A 21,561-nucleotide genomic window follows, 5' to 3' on the forward strand; every position below is an offset into this window, starting at 1 on the left:
TCTAAAAACAACAAATTTACACACTTTTCGCCATTTTATTTTTCAAGTAGGAAGAACAGGCTGACTACACCTATAGTCACCATCACACCACCAATAGTGCGAAGTTGTTCATTTGGTTGAGTGGCAATTTGATAGATATAACTTTTCCAACGTTTAGGAAACAACATAGGTCCAATACCCTCTATCACGAGGACTAGCGAAAAAGCGATAAGTATAGTGTTGCCCAAAGTCACTTCCCTATGAATTAGTTAATCTTTAAGAATTGACATTGCGCTGATAAAAAAGGGTCAAAGGTAAACAGTGTCAATAATTTGCGACACCTAGTATGCCTTATATTGACTAAAATTAAACGACGTAATCATATTAAATTGGAATTAAAAATCATTTACTTATATTTATAAATCAATTGTTTGTCGCATATTTATGGACACCTTCAGGGTTAAATTTGTAACCAACGCCCCAGACAGTTTGCACAATTTGTGGGGAAGTGGCATCTCCTTCAATCTTAGCTCTAAGACGGTTTATATGGGAATTCACTGTGTGCTCATAACCACTGTGATGGTATCCCCAAACTGACTCAAGTAACTGACTGCGACTAAAAACTTGATTTGGGTGACTGGCCAAATGAAAAAGTAACTCAAATTCCGTGGCGGTGAGATCCAGGGCTGCATTATCAAACAGTACTAAGTGATTTTTTTGATTAATCACCAAACTACCTATGGTCAATGGTTTATCAGTTTCAGGTTCGATGTTACGACCGGCATCAGCTAGCAGTGCGACTTTTCTGAGCTGCGAACGGACCCTTGCTTGTAATTCCCTAACGCTGAAAGGTTTTGTCATGTAGTCATCGGCACCTAGCTCCAACCCTAATACACGATCAGTTTCTGAGTTTTTTGCCGTTAACATGATAATCGCTTGTTGAGGTTTCTTATCTCTGACCTGACGACAAATATCCAATCCACTTATCTGTGGCAGCATGACATCTAAAATCATTAACGAATAATCATCGTTAAGTGCACACTCTAAGGCAGCTTTACCATTATCAATATGCGTAGTTTCAATGCCTAATTCGGATAAATTAAGTCGAATCAAATTTGCAATATCGTTATCGTCTTCTACCAAGAGCACATTATCTGTCATTTTACACTACCTAAAAAATACAAAGTTAACTCTAGCATCTTGCAATTTACTAGAGCTCGATTGACTAGAGTTAACTGAGTGTAGCCCTATTATTCGATTCGAGTCACACTAATACTGATTACAGGGTTGTCGAATTTATGTTGAGAATCCAACACCGATGTGGCTAAGTTATCAGCTGAAGTAACCACTCCAGGATGCATTGCTACGTAATCAACATCGTCGCGCGCATCTTCAAAACCGACACCACCATCAGCAGGTCCAGGAATAGTCCCAGCAGCTTCAGAATTACCTTCAGTGCCCGCGTCATATGCAGCCATTGCGCCTTTCCAAGTATCTCCAACAGCTAATTGAGATAAATCCCAAGCATTAAGACCGGTAAAAGCATCATTTGTATTCACTAACATTGTCGCAACGGTTAGTTTAGCATCGGTGACGTCCTCTATAGTCACTTCAAAGGTTTCGCTAACACCAGGACCTACAGGTGCATCACCAGAGGCAGAAGCTAAAACCATGGGTAAACCAAGCAGGCTTGAGTTGTCGCCAGATTCAGCCATAGTTTCTAACTCAACTGACGCAGAATCACCAATCATCCAAAGGTTATCATCTGAATGCAGTATTACAGCAATCGGTGATAGTGGCTGTCCATTGGTTAGATTAGTTACCGTAATTTGATAAGTCACATCCACGGCCACAGGCGGTAATGGGGTTTCAGGATCATCGTCATCATTACAGGCAACTAAACCAAGAGTAATAGAGGCAAGAATAGCCAAACGTAGCGGCTTGTTTTTAAATAATTGCAACATAACAGCCTCCTAGTTTACGGTTACTGTAACTTTGGCAACCGGGTTTAACCAACGATGAATGCTATTCACTATATCGCTTGTACCACCATCCGTTTCTGCATCCCCGATATTACCTCGGTGAACGTGAACGGTACTGTTCGACTCTTCACTCGTCACTCCAGAACCATTGCTGCCTAATAGCGGGTCAAGTGGAGGAGGCACAGGCATACTAGTACGCAATTCGTCATTTGCTTCTGTACCAGCATCATAAGCATTTAAGTAGAAAGTATAGGTTCCAGCTTCGCTAGGAATAGGCCAATTATCGAGTCCAACAAACCCATCATTGGATGGCAAAATCATTCCGGTAATAGATAATACTGTATTGGAATCATCAGTAGTAAGAGCTGTGCTTATAGATAATGATGGGGCGAGTAAACCACCAGCGGGGTCGGCTACCATATTGGCATTAACCGAAGTCCCGATACTCATTAGCCCGTCTAAACTTCCCATCTCAGCCATAGCTTCAATTTCAGCAGAAGCAGTTTCACCTAATTCAAACAGACTAGCTTCAGGCGTATGCGCAGCTACTAGTAAAGGAGTGAAATAGATACCTTGGGTAAGATTTTGGATTTCAACGGTAAGGTCAGCAGACCATGCAGGTTGCATAGCAACGGTCAGTAGGCTAGCGGTAAGCATTTTAGTACTTGTTTTCATAAATTTTCCTCGACAATAAGTTAGTTGACGAGAAGAACTCTGGACGGAAATTATCCCGAAAGTATCACGAAAGAATGACGAAACCTTCAAATCATCATCAAATGCGAGAAATTTCCAGTGAATTACGGTTTTTTACAAATAGCAGTTTTTATTCAAACCAGTTAGTTGGTTTATTTTGCAAACACCACTCAATCATATCTTCAACCGCTATCGGCCTACAAACATGGTAGCCCTGCACCCAATCACAGCCCCACTTTCTTAATAATTTAAGGGTTTCTTGGTTTTCGACTCCCTCGGCAATAACACCTAAGTTAAAGTTATGCGCCAATTCCAATATCGTTTGTACAATTTGTTGATCACTGCTTTGATCTGCCAAGTTTAAAACAAAGCTCTTATCAATTTTGAGTTCCGAAACCGGCAATTGTTTCAAATAGGCCAGTGAAGAATAACCAGTACCAAAATCGTCGATCGCTAATGAAAACCCGACTTCTCTGAATTTATTTAATTCTATTACTGCTTTTTGTGGATCGGCGACCAAATCACTTTCTGTGATTTCAAATGACAATTGGCTTGCTGCCACTTTATAGTGTTTTAAATGACGCTCGACAGCACCAAGTAAATTTGGATTAAGGATATCTTTAGCAGACAAATTAATGGCAATACAAATATCCAGCCCACTCTCAGACACCCGCTTTGCATCCATTATCGCCGTGCGAATCACGTAGTCGGTTACCTGTCCAATAAGGCCTGCTTGTTCTGCAATACCAATGAATTCATCGGGCGGCACAAATCCTAACGACTTGCTGTTCCAGCGAATCAATGCTTCGGCGTGGGTTACCTGACCTGTTTTTAAGTCTAATTTTGGTTGGTAAACCATGTTTAACTCAGATTTAGCCGACACCAGTGCATATTTTAGTTCTGATATTATGGCTAATCGTCGGGTATAACGTTTTTCAAAATCGTCTTGGTACTTAACGAGTAAGCTAGGAGATATACGCGCTTCATCCAATGAAATATTTAATCGTTTAAACACACTTTCGGTATCGTCACAGTTTTCGGGACAACACAACATGCCCATTGCCAATTTAATATTCATCACAACTTCATCAATTATGATCGGCAATTCGATTTCTTTTTGGATATCTTTTAGTTTTTCCAGTGACAAAGGAGTTTCAGGGATCCACAAAAACTCCCCACCATTTAATCTCGCACTTTCGCCACCGAGTTGTTTAAAACGACTGGCAATGGTCTGTAGACAGTCGTCGCCACTTTGATAACCGAAAATATCGTTAACACCTCTAAAACCTATAATGTTGGCTCCAATAACTTGAAACTGTTGATTGGTCGCAAACTTTTTAGCTATCACATCTCTGATCTGGTACCTATTTTGTAAATCTGTCAGCAAGTCATGGCTGGCTTGATAACTGATTTGTTTTTGCCGTTCATGAATATTAGCTTGCATAGTTTGAAAGGAAGACGCCAACTCATCAATTTCAACGGTGTTAGCCTTTATATCAATGGGCTGTTCATAATTTCCGGCCGCGATTTTGTGTGCCACGAAAGACAACTGCCCCAAAGGCTTGGATAATTTTCGTGCCACCAGCGCACCAAGTATTAAAGCTAAAAGCACACTTAACAATGCAATAACGCTTACTTTGATTTGCAATTGATTGAATTCGCCAAACAATCGTTCAGAATCTTCTGACATCATGGCCCATATCTGACCGTTTTCTCGTTCCTTCAGCAAAAATGACTTAGATATGATTTGATGCTCTGGCATAAAAGACAATTTAAACCAAGAAATATCCTGGTTTTCAAACATTACACTAGCGTCAACAGCTTCTTTAGCTAAGGTGGAGGTGACAAACACTTGTTGTTGGTCACGATAGACTTTGATGGTGGCATCTAACTGGGTAATACTTTTCATCAAATCCAGTACACTTCTATCTATTTCAAAGCCCACCAGAGCGACAGCTGGTGCCCCAGGAACTCTTACCCGCAATAGTATTGCTTGATATAATTTGTCATTTATCAGCAAAATTTCGCTAGCACCACCTTCATAAACAGCTTGTTCTATAAATTGCGGAAAAGGAAATTCATTGCCTACAATTAAACGCCCAGAGGTACTGTTGGTAACAGTGCCGTCAAGAGATATCAGGGCCATTAAATCTGCTGAAATACGCTTTGTATGATTACTCAGAACACTATCAATGGTTGGACTATCTTGACTACCTATAGCAGTTTTGAATCCATAATCAGACGTGAGTACCTCAGCTGAACTAATCAACAGGTCCTCTCTGGCATCAAGTACTTGGGTAAATACTGATTCGGCGACTTTAAGATTATTTGCTAATTGCAACTTCGCTTGGTCAATCGTTGATATCCAAACGTTGGTCAGAATGGCGATCGCACACAGCAACACCAACCCACTTGATAACCTAAAAATATGTTGTTTTAACGATTTAACCGACATCAAATAACCACTTTTCCAAAGTTTCCAGCGCCAAATATACGCGAGGCTCCCTCGGTTTACTTAATAAATAAATAGCAACAATAGTGTTTTCAGCACTAACAACAATTTCCAAAACCATTCCTGCAGTGCATCATAGCGCAAAACTGAACGCCAACTGACGGGCAGTTTGCATTACGGATTAGTTCCAAGCAAATACTCTTCCCCAGGATTTACCACTAATCGCCCACTCATAGCTTCTCGGCCTAGCAACATCAAATAGGTCATCTCCGAACGGTCAGTAAGGCTAAGATGAATTTTCCAAGACGCACCGGCTATTTCTAAAAGCGTTTCAATTAAGTAACGACGTTCTCGTGTTGCAGTAGAGCTTTTTACTTTACGCACAGCCTCCACTTTGGCTTCCCGCCTAACAATTTCATTTACATCGTGTATGTCTGGATGAATGTTAAAACTCACCCAGGTTTCACCGTCTTTTTCAAACTCTTCAATATCATCAACATGCAAAGAAGAGGTTGTCGCGCCGGTATCCACTCGAATATTTAAATTCTGAATAGCTAATTCAGGTAAGTTACAAAGCTCTAAAGCACCAATTACTGGCATATTTTGGTATGTCTGCATATTTTAACGTTCCCGTTTAATAAACCATTGGGGCTTCATTCAATACTAAGTTGTCTTGTAGCAATTCAACATTTTCAGCGACTGTATCCGGCTTTTTAAAATAGGCAACGTGATACATGGCTTCACCTTCTTGGGCCAATGGAATATTTTGCTTACCGATAACAATGCCTTCAGCTGGGCACAGTAGCGTGCCTAATTCATTGCCAAAGGGATCGGCAATTCTGGCTAAAGGGTCGCCCTTTTCTACATGATCACCAAGCTGCGCAATGTGCTGTACAAAGCCACTTTCATGGGCTCTTACCCAGCCACTTTGACGAGCTATAAAAGGCTCAATATCATGTTCTTTTTTCGAGCTACTTTTATTCAACATGCCGATGTCGCGCATTATATTGATAATACCTTTGACGCCCGCACGAATAGAAAATTCATCGTATCTAAGTGCCTGACCAGCTTCGTATAATACCACTTTTACACCTAAGTCAGCGGCAGCTTGACGCAATGAGCCATCGCGGATATCAGCATTGAGCATGACTGGTAAACCAAATGCCTTACACATATTTAGCGTGTCTTCATCATCCAAATTAGCGCGAACTTGGGGTAAATTACTGCGATGGATTGCCCCTGTGTGCAAGTCTATCCCGACATCGCACTTTGCCACTACTTCTTTCAAAAAAGTGTGCGCGATTCGGCCGGCCAGAGAGCCTTTTTTGCTACCGGGGAAACTACGGTTCAAGTCACGTCTATCGGGTAAATAACGGCTTTGATTCAAAACGCCATAAACATTCACCATAGGCACAGCAATTAAGGTGCCGCGTAAATTTTTTATTGAGCGATTGCGAATCAAGCGACCAACAATTTCAATCCCATTTAATTCGTCACCATGAATTGCGGCACTGACGAAAATAGTTGGTCCCGGTCGCCTTCCTCTTTGCACATATACGGGAATAGACATATTGGTATCGGTATAAAGAGGTGGCATTTCAATATGTACGTGCTTTTTCTCACCCGGTAGAATTTCAACGCCACCTATAATGAGTTGCTCCATTAGCCCTTACCTTTGGTTCTAGTGCTATTAGGCTTGGCATTGGTTTCGAGAAACTCAATGATCATGCCAGCAATATCTTTGTTGGTTGCCTTTTCAATTCCTTCGAGTCCTGGGGACGAGTTAACTTCCATCACAACAGGGCCATTGTTAGAACGCAACAAATCAACGCCACACATATTCAATCCCATGGTTTTAGCTGCATCTACCGCTGTTTTGCGTTCTTCGGGAGATAATCTGACTATTTTCGCTGTTCCACCACGATGCAGATTTGAACGAAACTCGCCATCGGCCGCCTGACGTTTCATGGCGGCTATCACTTTTCCACCCACCACTAAACAACGAATATCTGAACCGCCTGCCTCTTTAATAAACTCTTGGACTAAAATACTGGCGTTGAGTCCCATAAAAGCTTCGATAATCGATTCCGCTGCTTTTTGAGTTTCAGCTAGCACCACCCCAATACCTTGGGTTCCTTCTAGCAATTTAATGACCACTGGTGCGCCACCAACGTTTTTAATCAAATCGTCGATCCGGTCTGGATGATTAGCAAAACCTGTTCTTGGCATCCCAATACCCTTGCGAGATAACAATTGCAATGAACGTAATTTATCTCTAGAACGACTAATCGCAACGGATTCGTTTATGGAAAACGTGCCCATCATTTCAAATTGTCTTACAACCGAAGTACCGTAAAAAGTAACAGACGCGCCAATTCGAGGAATAACCGCATCATACTTAGGTAAAGCACGACCTTTATAACGAACTGATGGTCGACTACTGGTGACATCCATATAACAATGCATGGTATCGACAATATCAACTGTATGTCCCCGCGATTCGCCGGCCTCCTTTAGTCTTTTGGTAGAATAAAGGTTAGGATTTCGCGATAATATAGCGATACGCATTGTAAAACTCCGTATAATAAACTGGGCCCTATAGTACTTAGCTTTAGCTAAACTACAAAGCACTTTTAATGGGCTGATGGCGTGATTTAAACACCCCTTTGACGATTTAAAAGAATAGTCTCTAAAAGGCATAAAAACATTCTAAATTTGAATGTCTATTTTTCCTCTTTGAAGGTGCAATAAATAAACGTTTTGTACTAATCCGCAGTGTCATGTAGCCTAGCAGTTATAATTTCGGTACGCCTGCAAACCATAAAACTGCATTAACCAAGGATAATTCATTCTCAACATGATCGAATTGATTTACCAACATCGTTTAATTTCCACTTTGGCGGTTGCCATTGTGTTGATTTCTCTCAAATACCTGTTAGTTAGCTTAGTGCGCTCTAGGGCCAAGAAAAAGCGTCAAGATAAACGCTATTTAGTAAGTAATATTAAAAACTTACTGAATTTCATTTTGATCGTATTACTACTCAGCTTATGGATAAATGAAATTCAAAATTTTGCTCTTTCCATCGCTGCATTTGCTGTGGCAATTGTGATTGCAACGAGAGAATTTATTCAGTGTATTATTGGATTCTTTTACGTGATGTCTACGCGTCCGTTTAGGATTGGCGATTGGATTCAAGTTGACGGTTTCGCTGGTGAAGTATCAGCCATCGACTGGGTTAAAACCACTATGTTGGAAGTGGACATCGATCGTTATCAATACTCAGGTAAAACCTTGTTTGTACCGAACAATAGGTTGATTAGCAGCCCTATCAAAAACCTAAACTTCTTAAAGCGCTATGTTACTCATCACTTTACCATTACCCGTGATGAAGACATTAACCCTTACTTAATCATTGAAAATTTGCGAGAAAAAGCTCAGCAACAATGCGCAGATTTCTACGAAGTGGCAACCCGTTACAATCAAATAATTGAGCGAAGACTAGATGTTAAAATACCTGGGCCAGAACCTGTCATTGAAGTGTCTACCAACAATGTTGGTCACACTGAAATTCGCTGTACTATTTTTTGTCCCACAGAAAGAGCGATAGAAATCGAACAAAAGATCATGCAAGAGTTTATGGAATTATGGTTTATTGAATTTAATAAAATTCAACCTTCAAGCAATTAATTGAAGAGCCTAAATTCGTCGCGCTATGACGTTATAAGCAACAATCTGATTCAGTCAATACTGCACAGATTGTGCGATTAAAAACTAATAGCTAATCCCTGTGGGGTAATATCAACATCTTTTGGAGCTATCTCACCAAAGCCCATTTTAAGTTGATTGAAGTCCACCAGCATAATCTCTGGTAAATTACGTCCAATAGTTTGTTTAATAGTTCGCACAGCATGCTCACTATCTTCGAGTTGATTTTCAATCATTTTGAAATCTTTGAGAATGGGTTTTTCGATTCTGAGGTGTCGATTTAACGGGTCATAGTCAAACTGGCCCTCGATGGTGCCACGGGCAATAAACAATTTACCATCCTGTAAGCCTTTTATTGTGGTAGTGATATCGACGGTTTTGTCCAGTGCGTCTAATTTTACACTAGGATCATAAAACGTTGCTACCACGCCCTGATATTCGCGAACAATGGGGAAACTCAGCAAAAGCACTGCATTTAGTTGTTTTTCTGAAATGGTAAAAACAAACGCGGAACTTTTGAACGAGGTTAGAAACATCATTAGTCCCAGTATCACAAGCAACCTTAATTTCACGACTTTTCCTTAAACCTATTTTATTCTGTTTGAGCACAGTAAAAGTTAATTTTGTTTGCTGTTTTAGGCGATTTTATTGCGCATTCCTAATCCACAATCAAATAGTCTCGTAAGACTGCATCTAAAGCCACAAAATATATTGTTATTATATGCCTAATAGAAGATGATCGCGCGACTATAATTAACCTATTGAACTCCACTATTTATCACCTAGGTAGATAAGCAGAAAGCATGTTCGATTTAATGTCGACAAATATTTATTCAGCACAAGGTTGAAACAGCCTTCTCACAAATGGACGTTTGTATTGTGGGCACTATCACGTTGTAGCGAAGAAGCTGTAAAAGGAGAAATAAAGATGTCTAACCACAGTCAACTTGATTCATCACAAACGAGTCTCATTTGGTCACTATTTGTTGATGAAAAAGGGGTTAGTAGTGATGGGAAAACTGCCGATATATTCACGCCAGAGATCAGCGCTGGTTACAACTGGGTTCATCTCCAAGCTGACACCCCTGACGCATGGGATACCATGAAAGGGCTAGGCTTATCTGATGTGATATGTGACTCATTGTCTGCATTAGAAACTCGTCCAAGAGCGTTGTTACAAGACAATGGTATTTTGATTTATCTACGTGGCATAAATTACAACCCAGATTCCGAATTAGAAGACATGGTGTCACTGCGCATTTGGTTTAATGATCATCATGTTGTTACGGCTCGTCGCAGAGACCGCATATTATATTCAGTCCAAGATACCAAGAGTATGATTGAAAGTGGCGACGCGCCAACCGATACTGCTGACTTTATTTTATTGCTCATAGGTAAAATCGCCAGTCGAATTAGTGAGGTCGTTGAAGCGCTAGACGAAGAACTGTCAGCATTTGAAGCGGAAGGTGGACTCGAAAGTTCTGACCGTTATGCACTGAGCATGGTGCGCAGAAAATCAGCGGCCGTAAGACGTTATCTAGCGCCACAACGTGACGCATTAGACAACTTATACAGAATGGCCAAATTCTTTAGTCAAGAGCAAGCCTATGAACTAAGAGATTTGACCGATCGCATGACTCGCTATGTTGAGGATCTCGATTTAGCTAAAGAACGTTCAATGGTACTGCAAGATGAGCTTCGTAACCGCATCGCTGAGCAGCAAGGAATGCGTATGTATGTTTTATCCCTAGTGACTGCGATTTTTCTTCCGCTGTCATTTTTAACTGGGATATTTGGTATGAATGTAGCGGGGTTACCAGGTACTGAGAATCCAGAAGCGTTTAATTATTTAGCGTCGTCAATGGTGATAGTCGCAATAATTATGTTGGCAGCCATGCTGTGGAAAAAATGGTTATAAATTAAGGTGAAGTAAAATGGCAGATCAAATTTCCGATTTAATCCACGAAGCCGTCAATCTCGATGATGAATCCGATAGCGAGATAATACATAGTAAAATAGCAGTTCAAGATGAGGCTGATATAGCACTGCTATTGGAGTCTCTGCCGCTGGAGCAACGCATTAGCGCGTGGCATGCTTTGCCCCGACATAAGCAACTCGATGTATTGGTAGAAATGCGTGGCGATCCAAGGGAAACCTTACTCGCGGCCACTCCTGATGAAGAATTAGAAGCACTATTCACCGACGTTGATGCTGAATCCCTACTAGAGCTATCAGATTCTTTGCATAGCCGATTATTGGATCTCGCGTTAGAGGCGATGGATAAGAAGCAAAGGCAATTATACGAAGGTGCAAATCAATATTCAGAAGAGCAAATAGGCCATTGGCGCAACCCAGAAAACTTGATTTTACCCTTGTCTGCAAAGGTCAGCGATGCGAAACGATTTTTACGCAGAGAAATTCCTGATTATGCAGATTGTATTTATTTGGTAAACAGAGCCGGGCAATATTCTGAAGCGGTGAAGCTTTTCAAAATTTACTCAACTCCAGAGCACACTCCCTTGGCAGATATAGCCGAGGATGATATTACCATTGTTAAAGCCAGTGATGATTGTAATAGCGCCGCACTTAGCGTTCAACGTTCGGGTTTTACCAGCCTGCCATTGGTAGATGAAAACTTTAAGTTTCTAGGGCGGGTCGATATTGGTTCAGCATGTGAATTATTAAATGAATCATATGAGCGCCAATTAATGGCCGGCGCAGGTATGGATGAAGATGAGGATCTTTTTTCTTCGGTTAAAAAGAGCGCTAAAAATCGGGCATTGTGGCTAGGCATTAATTTACTTACGGCCTTCTTAGCGTCATGGTTTATTGGTTTATTTGAAGCCACTTTGCAACAAGTAGTGGCACTTGCGGTCTTAATGCCAGTAGTAGCAAGTATGGGTGGAATTGCAGGTAGTCAAACTTTAACTTTGATTATTCGTGGATTAGCACTTAAGCAAGTAAACGCTGCAAACCTGAAGGCGTTGTTGATCAAAGAACTAAAAGTCGGCGGCTTAAATGGGGTTATTTGGGCAATAGTCATTGCCACTGTCGCTTCATATTGGTTTGGTAGTGGAATGTTAGGGCTGGTAATAGGTTGTGCAATTTTAGTCAATATATGTGCCGCTGCTCTGGCTGGCGTAGGGGTTCCTGTGCTGTTAGATAAGCTAAAGTTAGATCCTGCATTGTCTGGCTCAGTGATTTTGACCACTGTCACTGACATTGTCGGATTTGTGTCTTTTCTTGGTTTAGGAGCACTCTTCTTACTCTAATCACGCACTATCTAATTAAGTTGTCATGGTTTTTGCTTAATCATAATTTTTGCAGTGATATAAAACCGTTTTCGAGTATGTGGGTCTAATCAGTAGGGTTATTTATTTAGTGTTTAAGAAATTAAAAAATGCTTGGTTTTTAAGCTTCTTGCTTGTTTTGGCTTGTCGCCAAGCTGTTGCTATTGATGTGTCTTTAGAGGGCGTAGATGATAGCGATTTGGAAACCAATATTGCGGCACACCTAAGCACGCTCTCAGCTCCAGCGGATTGCAATTTATCTGTAGATGAGCAAATAACCATTGAAAACAAAGTCACTGAAGCTGGCCGCGCATTTGGCTATTACAATCTCTCCATCGATTCGATTGCTTACAATTCCAGCGAGAAATGTAGCTCACTCAAGTTAAAACTTAAAACAGGTCCACAAGTAAAAATTACTCAACTAGATGTCATAGTTACTGGTGATGGTAAAGAAGACGAAGGATTCAAAAGTATTATCAATAAGTTTCCAATCAAAAAAGGGGAGCCATTAATTCATGGTAAATATAAATCTGCCAAGTCTAGATTCGATTCCGTTGCATTAAACCGAGGCTTTTTTGATAGTAAATTTATTATTAGTGAAATAAAGGTGGATGTAGAACAAAACAGCGCGCAAATCCGTCTCGAATACCAGACAGGTCCACGTTATCAATTTGGTAAATTAAAGATACCTGAGGATCAAAGAGCCTCTGAACTTATTATGCAAGTTCTCCCATTTAAAGAGGGTGACCCCTATCTCGCGTCTAAGCTAGGCGAATTTAACCAAAGCTTGGGGCAAACTGAGTATTTTCAGCAAGTTGTTGCCCGTCCATTATTGGGCGAAGCTGAGCAACATCAGATTCCAATTGAAGTTGTCGCAGTAAGTCGTCCCAGAGATATTTTTAATGTAGGAGTAGGCGGCGCTACGGATACAGGTCCTAGGGTTACATTGGGTTGGCAGCGACCATGGGTAAATAGCGATGGGCACAGTATGAGCGCAAATATATATGTTTCTGAGCCCAAACAAACGGCTAGTGTGAAATATAAAATTCCCATTGAAGATCCGTTAAATAACTATGTATCAGCCCAACTTGGTGTGAAGTCGCTATATGATAATGATACTAACAGTGACACGATTTCACTGGCTTTACAGCGACATTGGACTGGTGAAGATAATGAGTGGAATAAAATTGCGTTCGTCCGTTTAGAGCAATCTCGCTTCCAACAAGCAGAAACACCTTTGCAAACTACCACGCTATTAATTCCAGGTTTCACCCTATCCCGTCATCGCAGTAGAGGCGGTTTAGATGTGAATTGGGGAGATTTGCAGTTGGTAACTATTGAAACAGCAAGCGACGCTGTTGTTTCAGATATCAACTTGGCCAGAGTGACATTTCAAACCAAGTGGTTACGAAGTATTGGGGAACATCGGTTCTTAATGCGTGCCGAAGTCGGCGCTCTATCAACCAATGACTTTGACCAAGTACCATCAGATTTACGCTATTTTACCGGTGGCGACCAAAGTGTCAGAGGATTCGCCTATCAATCACTTGCGCCTAGGCAAATCGATGATGATGGTGAAGATGGTGAGCTACTTGGAGCAAAATACTTGAATGTGGCAAGTATCGAATACAGCTACCCGGTTTCAGATGAATGGCGAGCGGCAATATTCACGGATGTGGGGGGCGCAAGCAACAAGCCTTTAGAAAAATTAGCCTACAGTCTAGGTGTCGGCGCAAGTTGGATGTCTCCGGTAGGTCCAATTCGCTTTTATCTTGCCAGTGGACATGGTGATTACGGTAATTCAGTACGTTTTCATTTAGCGATGGGGCCTTCTATATGATGTGGTTAAAGCGCACGGGGAAATGGACCGCATACATACTAATCATTTTAATTTGTCTAATCGGCTTTTTATTCACGCCATGGGGAACCTCAAGCGTCATAGCCATCGCCAACAGTTCCGTTGATGGCCTGAACATTAGGCACAAATCAGGTGGTTTACTAGGGACGCTTGAGTTTCAAAAAATCAAATTCCAATCTAGCACTATAGATATTGATGCCAGCAATTTAAAAACCAATATTGATTGGTCATGTAGCTTATTAATGCAAGTCTGCTTGAGCGAACTTTACTTAGGCAAAACCACAATTACTGTGGGCGAGTCTGAGCCAACTGAGACACAAGAAACCTTGCAAAAAATCAGCTTACCCGTGGCTGTAATTGCACCGAATATCCAACTCAATAGTCTCTCAGTAGAGATTGAAAACGTCGCCAAAATATCCTGGCAGTCGTTATTGGCCAACCTAAACATGCACAAGGTATTGAATATAGAATCATTGGAAATACGCCAGCCAAAGATCGTTTTAGCCAATAATGAACCGCCTGAGCAAGCTGCTACAGATCAACAACCCACGATTAATATTGGGCAAATCTCTAACTGGCAATATCAACCCGTTGAGTTACCACCATTGATGATTCCCATTGATATTAATGGCAAAAAGATAGTTATTCGCAATGCCCGTATTATGCAAGTAGATGAGGAAATTTTTGCATTCAACCGTTTATCAACCGGAGTAATTATTGAGGACAGCAGTCTTACTATTGAACAGTTCGAATTGGAACATGAATTGGTCAATGTGCAAGTCGATTTAGCGCTAAGCAAAGATTATCTGTTGGCCCTTTCTAGTAAGGCGCAAACCACCGACAACAACCAGAATCAACTAGTGCTCCAGGCTAACGCCAATGGTGATTTAAAAGCCTTAGAATTCGACACCCAAATAACTGGGGACATTAATGCTACAGCACAAGGAAGCGCTACATTAGACTCACCTAAGCTACCAATAAATCTTAAAATAAACTGGCAACCAGTGACCTTGCCTGCAGAACAACCGATACATATTTCGTCAGGAAATCTTAGTTTAGTGGGCGATATGGAGAACTATCAGCTCGATTTGCAAACTAGCCTATCTGCTACCGGAATTCCCACCAGTCAGGTGCAGGTTGCAGCAAGTGGTAACAACCAAAAAATTCAACTGACTAAGGCTCAAATCAATACTCTTGGGGGAAATATTCACACCTCCGGCGTAGTTGTGTTAACCGATGTAGCCCGCTGGCAAGGTAAAGCTCTAGTTGAACAGATTCAACCTGGGTTATTCTGGTCGGATTTAGAGGGCAGTATTAACGCAAGCCTTATGCATAGTGGCGTGTACGGTTCAGACGTATTGCAAGCCAAAATAGACAAGCTGAGTGCCGATGGGAATTGGTTAGGTTATCCGCTCAAAGCAGCTGGTAACGCTTCCTATGATAAAAACTCGGGGTTAGACATTCCGAGTTTAAGTTTGGCCAATGGTGAAAACACGCTCACCTTCAAAGGAAAACTCGACAATCAAAATACTCTTGCAGCAAAATTAGACTTTATTGGCAAAGAGTTAACTCAACTGTATCCGGATTTGGACGGAAGCACAGGACTAAGCGCCAATATTTCAGGTACTTTAACTGAACCGAAAGTTGAATATGAATTAACAGCATCGCAAGTTAACTATCAAACAATTTCATTGCACAGCTTAAGCTCAAAAGGAAGTGTAAATTGGGATGAAAATAAACGCTTTGATGTTCGCACCAACCTTGAACAGCTGGTGATTAATCAAGAACCTATCAATACGATTCAATTCGAACTAGCCGGTGACGCAAAGCAACATAAACTGATTACCAAAGTCGATAGCCAAGCATTTCAGATAGATTCCACAATCGAAGGTCATCTTGAAGAAACAAAATGGGTTGGCCAGTGGATAACTGGTAACTTCAGCAGCCAATGGGGTGCATATTCTCTAGATCAGCAAAACACCCAACTTTTAGCTGATTGGCAGAACCAGCACTACCAAATAGATGCACATTGTTGGAACGACCAACAGGCCGAACTATGTGTTAATCAAGCCTCCTTTAAAAACCAAATTGCAGAATTCGATATACATGGCAATCAACTGGAACTATTACAAATAGTCAGTCAATTTGTTCCACAGTTACAGAACATATCCACTGATACTCAATTCTTTTTCACCGCAAAAGGTAAATGGCAGGCAGATTCCCTACCTGTTGCCAAAGTTGCAGGACATTTTTCACCGACGTCTGTAAAAATAAAGGGCTTAAAAAAGCCTGTAGATATGCAAAAACTCGCGTTTGATATGTCTGTGGATGGGCAACAAGTCATTTCCCATTTTGACTTTCAAACACAGAGCTCTGGCGCAATTGATTTAGATTTAACCATCACCGACCTCGAACAAAAGCGCAACTTACAGGGGGAGTTAAAACTAAAAGATATTTTAGCCAAGCCATATCAAGAACTGATCCCCCAATTAACAGAACTATCAGGAACTGTGAATGGCAACTTAGCACTATCTGGCGATTTAAAAACCCCACTTCTAGACGGCAAATTACAACTCAAAAACTTCAACTTTGCTGGAGAAGAAATACCTGGGCGGGTTTCAGACTGGAACCAAGATATGGAATTTGCCGGCCAGAGTGCCAAACTCAAAGGTGACTTTATGTTTGGTAATGGCAAAGGTAGCAGTGCTGGGACATTAGATTGGACGGAAGAGTTAATCGGTGATTTCAGCCTTAAAGGAGATACATTTGAATTGGAGTATCGCGATTTAGTCAGAACCCGCTTTTCTCCCAACTTACAGGTAGAAATGACGAAAGAGGCAATCAATGTGTCCGGCAGTACAGATGTCTTTTATGCCCGCATTAAAGTTAAAGACTTACCGGCCAATGCGCAATCACCCTCTGACGATACCATTATAGTCAATCAACCTGTTGAGGAAAAAACCGTAACTCGTGACCTAAATATGGTTTTTAACGTCAACATTGATCCGAAAAAAACTGACGATGTAAAACTGGAAGCATTCGGCTTAAAGACCGACCTTCGCGGTTCCTTAGAGCTAAAACAGTCAAACCAGAGGTTAACTGGTAACGGCAGTCTTAATTTAGTTAATGGGACTTATAAGGCCTTCGGTCAAGATTTAGTCATTCAAAAAGGTAATATTTTATTTTCAGGTCCATTGGACAATCCGCGCTTAGATATAGAAGCTATTCGTGACGAAAGCAAAACCGAAGACGATGTTATTGCCGGTGTCCGAGTATCAGGTGCTGCGGAGCAACCATCAGTCGAGGTATTCTCGACTCCTACGATGATCCAAAGTGAGGCGTTATCATACTTACTATTGGGTAAAAGCATGTCTAGCGAAAGTCAAACGTCCAATGATCAAGTTCTCGCTGCAGCACTGCTAAGCCAAGGACTTAAAGGAAGCGAAAATAAGGTCGACCAATTAGGCCGCAAATTAGGTATCGAGGATTTAGCCTTAGGCGCCAACAGTGACGACGATGGTACGCAAATTTCATTATCAGGAAATATAGCACCGGGAGTGCAGTTACGTTATGGCGTAAATGTGTTTGACTCTTCAACTGAGGTAGCCTTGCGTTATCAGATATTACCTAAATTGTTTTTAGAAGCAACAAGCGGAATAGAGCAAGCTTTGGATGTTTATTATCAATTTAGCGTAGGAGGGAAATCAATTTCTGATGACGAATAATGACAACCTGAGATTTTGATAACGGGCATACGATTGTTCTAATCTAGCTGGGTATGGGTCATCAAGTGTGGTGGTTAAAATAGAGCCACAAAAATCAATTAGAACACTAAACAATTTAGAGACTGGCCGCACTGTAAAAAGTGCTCTTTTAAACTACTCAGGAGCTTGAATTCCGCCCACTTGCAATAGTGGCGCTGCATCAATATCTTCAGCATTCATCATCATAGCCATTCTCTCCATTGTCGCCAGCATTTGCGATTGTTCCCATTCTTCCATGGCTTCAAATCGTGCAATAAAATGCTGCTGCAACAAGGTTGGAGACTCTTTAATTGCGTCTTTTCCCTCTTCGGTAAGGTGAATTTCTACCTTACGCTTATCAATAGAAGACCTTTCACGGATCACAAAGCCCCTACTCTCTAAACGATCAAGAATACTGGTTACAGTAGCAGAGCTTAAATTTATGCTGTTAGCAATATCCTTCACCATCACGCCATCGCTAAACGAAATATGCTGTAAGACAATAAGTTGCGGCGAAGTTAAGCCTGTTTCTTTACTTAATTTTTTTGAGTACAAGTCAATCGCGCGGATGACCTTACGCAAAGAAACCAAAAGCGATTCGTATTTTTTCATAGTGGTAACTACCTATTAATTTGCATTGAACTCTACCAAATAAAGGAAATAGCGCAATAAAAAAGCGTTTTAATATAATAATTTACAATTAATTATATTATTCACAATGATTAGTTATTCACATTAAATGCATACATATTCACATAGGGTTGATTAGGGTAAATAGCTATCCAGACAGATCTTTATATTAACATCTATAACAACTCGCTCAGAGCCCCCGTCGTTGCTTATTTGAGCAAAAAAAGGCATAATATCGTTCGTACACTAATTAATTCAATACAATTAATTAGCTCAAATCAAATTATTAATAGTTAAAAAGCAGGAAAAATGAATACGTTTAATTGGAAACGAATCGTAATTAAAGTAGGAAGCGCACTTATTGCACCTAAAAATCAGGGGTGTAGCTCACACTTTTTATTGGGAATCGCACAATTTATTGTTAAATGTCGCGCTAAAGGAATCGAAGTAGTATTGGTTTCGTCTGGTTCAGTAGCGGCTGGCCGTCACCTATTCCAAGGTGAAACAGAAAGTATCGCCATCAAAAAAGCTATGGCTGCCGCAGGACAAACTGAAATGATGGCCACTTGGGACCGTTTATTTGACTTTCCTTCAGCACAGATATTACTAACTCACGGCGACCTACGAGATAGGGAACGCTACGTGAGCATACGTGAAACAATTTTTTCATTATTGCAAAACGGCATCATTCCTATCATCAACGAGAATGACACTGTGACAACCGACAATTTGCGCGTAGGTGACAACGATAACCTTGCTGCCATGGTTGCAGGTGCAGCCGATGCTGATTCTCTCATCATCTGTTCTGATATCGACGGTCTTTATGACAAAAACCCTCATACTCATGACGATGCAAAACTCTTATCTTGGGTTTCAAAGATTGACGAAGACATTTACAAAATGGCTGGTGGGACGACTAGTGCAACAGGCACAGGCGGAATGCGCACTAAAATCGAAGCGGCAGAAAAAGCAGTTTCTCACGGCATCGATACTTTTATTGTTAACGGGTTTACCGAAATCACCTTCAACATGCTGTTAGAAGGTAAAAATCCAGGAACTCATTTTCAGCCACACGAAACACCAATGAAAGAACATGAGCATTGGATGAAACACACATCCAAAGAGCAAGGTGTGGTAGTGGTTGGGAACGACGTCGACATTACTTCATTGGACGATGATGATGCTCTAACCAGTGATGAAATCATCGAAATTAAAGGTAGCTTTTCAGTTGGTGATACCGTTCTTGTACGCAAAGGCGACGGTACAAGGTTAGCAAAAGCTCGGTCAAACTACAGCAGTTGTCTTTTGACATTTATTGCTGAACAAACGGACCAGGATTTCGCCAACGAATTTCAGCGCCAGACGGGTCCGATTATATCAGACAAAAATATAGCACTATTGGAGAAACAATGAGTTTAATTAGAGACCTATCTCTACAGGCTGCAAAGGCAGCCAGAAAACTAGCGGTATTGGATACCGAGAAGAAAGACCGTGTATTACGAGACATGGCAAAAGCACTTAGAAATGGTGAGCAACACATATTGAAAGCAAATCAAGTGGATTTGGATAATGCCAAGCAGGCCCAGTTATCTGATGCCATGATGGACCGACTCACTTTGAATACTCAGCGAGTAGAAGATATGGCGGTGGGTATCGAAACCATCGTTAATCTTGCTGACCCTGTGGGTATCCAACGTGAATTGGGCCAACGTCCCAATGGTTTAGAAATTAGTAAAATGCGCGTGCCTTTGGGTGTTGTATGCATGATTTACGAAGCCAGACCGAATGTAACAGCCGATGCAGGAGCCTTGTGCTTCAAATCTGGCAATGCGGTTATTTTACGCGGCGGTAAGGAAGCTCTAGCCTCAAGCAAAGCGATTTCCGAAATTCTACAAAACGTACTGGTTGAGCATGATTTACCAGCAGAACTCATTACGGTTGTACCTAATCCTGATCGTAAATTGATGCAGGAACTACTAGAACAGCGTGAGTTTATTGATGTTGTTATCCCTCGCGGTGGTGAAGGCCTGATAAATTACGTAACTGAAAACAGTAAAATACCAGTCATTCAGCATTTCAAAGGTGTCTGTCATTTGTATTTTGATGCTGACGCCGACTTTGAAACCGCTATTCAGTTGTTGATCAATGGTAAAACACAACGTACTGGTGTGTGTAACGCAATTGAAGGTTTGGTTGTTCATAAAGACATTGCTGAACAGATATTACCCATCGTTAGCGATGTGCTGATTCGCCACTCAGTTACAATTAATGCCTGTGAACGTTCTGCTGAACACATAGCCCGCTGTAACGTAATTCAAGATGAGGACTTTGGAGAAGAGTATTTAGATTTGGAAATTGCGATAAAAACAGTGGATAGCATGGATGATGCTATGGATCACATTGCAAGATTTGGCAGTAATCACACTGAAGTTATTTGTACACAAAACGAAGTATCAGCAAAACGTTTCCAACGCAGCGTAGATGCCTCAGTGGTTATGGTAAACGCCTCTTCACGGTTTTCAGATGGCAGTCAATTGGGCTTAGGCGCTGAGATTGGTATAGCAACAACTAAATTGCATGCATACGGACCTATGGGCTTAGAGTCTTTAACCACCGAAAAGTACTTAGTTAACGGCAACGGTCAAATTCGGGCTTAAAAAAGTCTTAGATAGCCAATACAATGCGAAAGCTGCCCGTCAGCTTTCGCATTTTTTTGACTCAAGGCGCGTCCTGACTAAACTGAGAAAGTAGTAACCATCCTGATAAACAGCTAGCCGCAGTTACAAAGGTTCCCCAAGCCCAATCTTTTAGCGTGATTCCCAAAGGCCATCCTTCTAATATTGCGTAATTAGTGAGGTTATAAGCGCCATAAGCCGCAGCCCCTAACACAGCACCATCGAGGAATACTTGCCACCACTGCGCATGTTGGTTCTTTAGAACCACTAAATACACAGCCGCAGCGCAATACAATAGATAAAATGTTATCCAAGGCATTAACGGGTAAGACTCCCGCAACATACCTTGCATCGCCTCCAGATACGTATTTTTAGCAATGAGTCCTAGCCATATACCGTCTAAAATCAGATAGCAAACTGCCACCCCTAAATAAGCAATCAAAAACGATTTCATATTTTACTCCCTGCTATTTGCTGTATTTGAACATCAACTCTTTATACCCCGCAAGTCTGAAAAAGATACATTTGTCCTGTAATAATTTCCGTATCACCT

At 41.2% G+C, this 21,561-nt stretch carries 19 protein-coding genes; 7 read left to right on the top strand and 12 right to left on the bottom strand.

The features are described 5' to 3' along the window. Positions 1-35: 35 nt before the first annotated feature. The 9 genes from VUI23_RS18540 to rimK all read right to left on the bottom strand — a co-directional run bounded on the left by VUI23_RS18540 (position 36) and on the right by rimK (position 7,674). Complete coding sequence (locus VUI23_RS18540; protein WP_216049079.1) at positions 36-227, bottom strand: DUF2065 domain-containing protein; 192 nt, start codon at positions 225-227, stop codon at positions 36-38. A 175-nt stretch (positions 228-402) separates the two neighbouring features. Beyond that, positions 403-1,140, bottom strand: a complete 738-nt coding sequence (locus VUI23_RS18545; protein ID WP_342805353.1) for a response regulator transcription factor — start codon at positions 1,138-1,140, stop codon at positions 403-405. 89 nt (positions 1,141-1,229) lie between these two features. Beyond that, positions 1,230-1,943, bottom strand: coding sequence for a spondin domain-containing protein (locus VUI23_RS18550; RefSeq protein WP_342805355.1), 714 nt, complete (start codon positions 1,941-1,943; stop codon positions 1,230-1,232). Between the two features lie 9 nt (positions 1,944-1,952). Further along, positions 1,953-2,636: a spondin domain-containing protein gene (locus tag VUI23_RS18555; RefSeq protein ID WP_216049082.1), complete on the bottom strand. Its 684-nt coding sequence runs from the start codon at positions 2,634-2,636 to the stop codon at positions 1,953-1,955. A 148-nt stretch (positions 2,637-2,784) separates the two neighbouring features. Next, entirely contained in the window at positions 2,785-5,109 is a 2,325-nt protein-coding gene (locus VUI23_RS18560; RefSeq protein WP_342805357.1) for an EAL domain-containing protein, read from the bottom strand. Continuing rightward, the gene (locus tag VUI23_RS18565) at positions 5,099-5,221 is read right to left on the bottom strand and encodes a hypothetical protein (protein ID WP_342805359.1); all 123 of its coding nucleotides are present in this window, start codon (positions 5,219-5,221) and stop codon (positions 5,099-5,101) included. Before VUI23_RS18565 ends, VUI23_RS18560 begins: the two co-directional genes overlap by 11 nt. 59 nt (positions 5,222-5,280) lie before the next feature. Then, the gene (locus VUI23_RS18570; RefSeq protein WP_342805361.1) at positions 5,281-5,724 is read right to left on the bottom strand and encodes an ATP-dependent zinc protease; all 444 of its coding nucleotides are present in this window, start codon (positions 5,722-5,724) and stop codon (positions 5,281-5,283) included. A 16-nt stretch (positions 5,725-5,740) separates the two neighbouring features. Continuing rightward, positions 5,741-6,769, bottom strand: a complete 1,029-nt coding sequence (locus VUI23_RS18575; protein ID WP_216049085.1) for a succinylglutamate desuccinylase/aspartoacylase family protein — start codon at positions 6,767-6,769, stop codon at positions 5,741-5,743. Further along, a complete protein-coding gene (gene rimK / locus VUI23_RS18580; RefSeq protein ID WP_216049086.1) occupies positions 6,769-7,674 on the bottom strand; it encodes a 30S ribosomal protein S6--L-glutamate ligase in 906 nt (301 codons plus the stop codon). The genes VUI23_RS18575 and rimK overlap by 1 nt, the downstream gene beginning before the upstream one ends. Before the next feature lie 289 nt (positions 7,675-7,963). Here rimK and VUI23_RS18585 point away from each other — a divergent pair, with 289 nt between their 5' ends. Next, a complete protein-coding gene (locus tag VUI23_RS18585) occupies positions 7,964-8,794 on the top strand; it encodes a mechanosensitive ion channel family protein (RefSeq protein WP_342805363.1) in 831 nt (276 codons plus the stop codon). Positions 8,795-8,871: 77 nt separating this feature from the next. On the opposite strand, the gene VUI23_RS18590 is transcribed toward VUI23_RS18585, so the two are convergent. After that, positions 8,872-9,384: a hypothetical protein gene (locus VUI23_RS18590; protein ID WP_342805365.1), complete on the bottom strand. Its 513-nt coding sequence runs from the start codon at positions 9,382-9,384 to the stop codon at positions 8,872-8,874. Between the two features lie 356 nt (positions 9,385-9,740). Between VUI23_RS18590 and VUI23_RS18595 the strand changes: the two genes are divergently transcribed. The 4 genes from VUI23_RS18595 (at position 9,741) to VUI23_RS18610 (ending at position 17,685) form a co-directional block, all read left to right on the top strand. After that, positions 9,741-10,730 (top strand): zinc transporter ZntB, encoded by a 990-nt coding sequence (locus VUI23_RS18595; RefSeq protein ID WP_342805367.1) that lies wholly within the window; start codon positions 9,741-9,743, stop codon positions 10,728-10,730. Between the two features lie 16 nt (positions 10,731-10,746). Further along, on the top strand, positions 10,747-12,084 hold the full coding sequence (locus tag VUI23_RS18600; protein ID WP_216049090.1) for a magnesium transporter: 1,338 nt from the start codon (positions 10,747-10,749) through the stop codon (positions 12,082-12,084). Between the two features lie 109 nt (positions 12,085-12,193). Then, positions 12,194-13,942 carry an autotransporter assembly complex family protein gene (locus VUI23_RS18605; protein WP_342805369.1) on the top strand — a complete coding sequence of 583 codons (1,749 nt, stop codon included), beginning with the start codon at positions 12,194-12,196 and terminating at the stop codon, positions 13,940-13,942. Next, on the top strand, positions 13,939-17,685 hold the full coding sequence (locus VUI23_RS18610; RefSeq protein ID WP_342805371.1) for a translocation/assembly module TamB domain-containing protein: 3,747 nt from the start codon (positions 13,939-13,941) through the stop codon (positions 17,683-17,685). Before VUI23_RS18605 ends, VUI23_RS18610 begins: the two co-directional genes overlap by 4 nt. Before the next feature lie 153 nt (positions 17,686-17,838). On the opposite strand, the gene VUI23_RS18615 is transcribed toward VUI23_RS18610, so the two are convergent. Beyond that, positions 17,839-18,315: a MarR family transcriptional regulator gene (locus VUI23_RS18615; RefSeq protein ID WP_216049093.1), complete on the bottom strand. Its 477-nt coding sequence runs from the start codon at positions 18,313-18,315 to the stop codon at positions 17,839-17,841. A 327-nt stretch (positions 18,316-18,642) separates the two neighbouring features. On the opposite strand from VUI23_RS18615, the gene proB reads away from it, so the two are divergent. After that, entirely contained in the window at positions 18,643-19,746 is a 1,104-nt protein-coding gene (gene proB / locus VUI23_RS18620) for a glutamate 5-kinase (RefSeq protein WP_216049094.1), read from the top strand. After that, entirely contained in the window at positions 19,743-20,990 is a 1,248-nt protein-coding gene (locus VUI23_RS18625; RefSeq protein WP_342805373.1) for a glutamate-5-semialdehyde dehydrogenase, read from the top strand. Before proB ends, VUI23_RS18625 begins: the two co-directional genes overlap by 4 nt. 61 nt (positions 20,991-21,051) lie before the next feature. Here the strand turns inward: VUI23_RS18625 and VUI23_RS18630 are convergent, their stop codons facing one another. Continuing rightward, a complete protein-coding gene (locus VUI23_RS18630; protein ID WP_342805375.1) occupies positions 21,052-21,462 on the bottom strand; it encodes a DUF2177 family protein in 411 nt (136 codons plus the stop codon). Positions 21,463-21,561 lie beyond the last annotated feature (99 nt).

It is taken from the genome of Alteromonas sp. M12 (assembly GCF_037478005.1).
GTDB classification, from domain to species: domain Bacteria; phylum Pseudomonadota; class Gammaproteobacteria; order Enterobacterales; family Alteromonadaceae; genus Aliiglaciecola; species Aliiglaciecola lipolytica_A.